The sequence below is a fragment of the Paludisphaera soli genome, assembly GCF_011064595.1.
In the GTDB taxonomy this organism is placed as follows: domain Bacteria; phylum Planctomycetota; class Planctomycetia; order Isosphaerales; family Isosphaeraceae; genus Paludisphaera; species Paludisphaera soli.
Genome location: NZ_JAALJI010000176.1, coordinates 1 through 310 on the forward strand (window position 1 = coordinate 1; position 310 = coordinate 310).

General features: G+C 67.7%; 1 protein-coding gene. It reads left to right on the forward strand.

The features are described 5' to 3' along the window. Window positions 1–310 (forward strand): hypothetical protein (locus tag G6O68_RS32205; RefSeq protein WP_165253858.1); only part of this gene is annotated, 310 nt, incomplete at both ends.

Consider the following 310-nt stretch of genomic DNA (forward strand, 5'->3'; position numbering starts at 1 on the left):
TGATCGCCGAGTTCGACGACTCCTTCCTCCTCCAGGTCAACGGCGACTTCCACGTGCTCTCGCCCGGCGATTTCGACGCTGTCCGCCTCAGGCTGGGTGGGGGTGACGACCAGTTCGAGTATTACGTCCAGACCCAGACCGCCGGAGTGAGCAGGACGGTGGAGGTCGACTTGGGCCGGGGCGACGACTTCGGGGCGGCCTACGCCTTCGGCCCGTTGGTCGACTCCTCCTTCTCGTTCGACGTCGACGGAGGCCTCGGAGCCGACCTCCTCCGCGTCGGCCTCTCTGGCGCGACCCTGGAGCGGTCGTC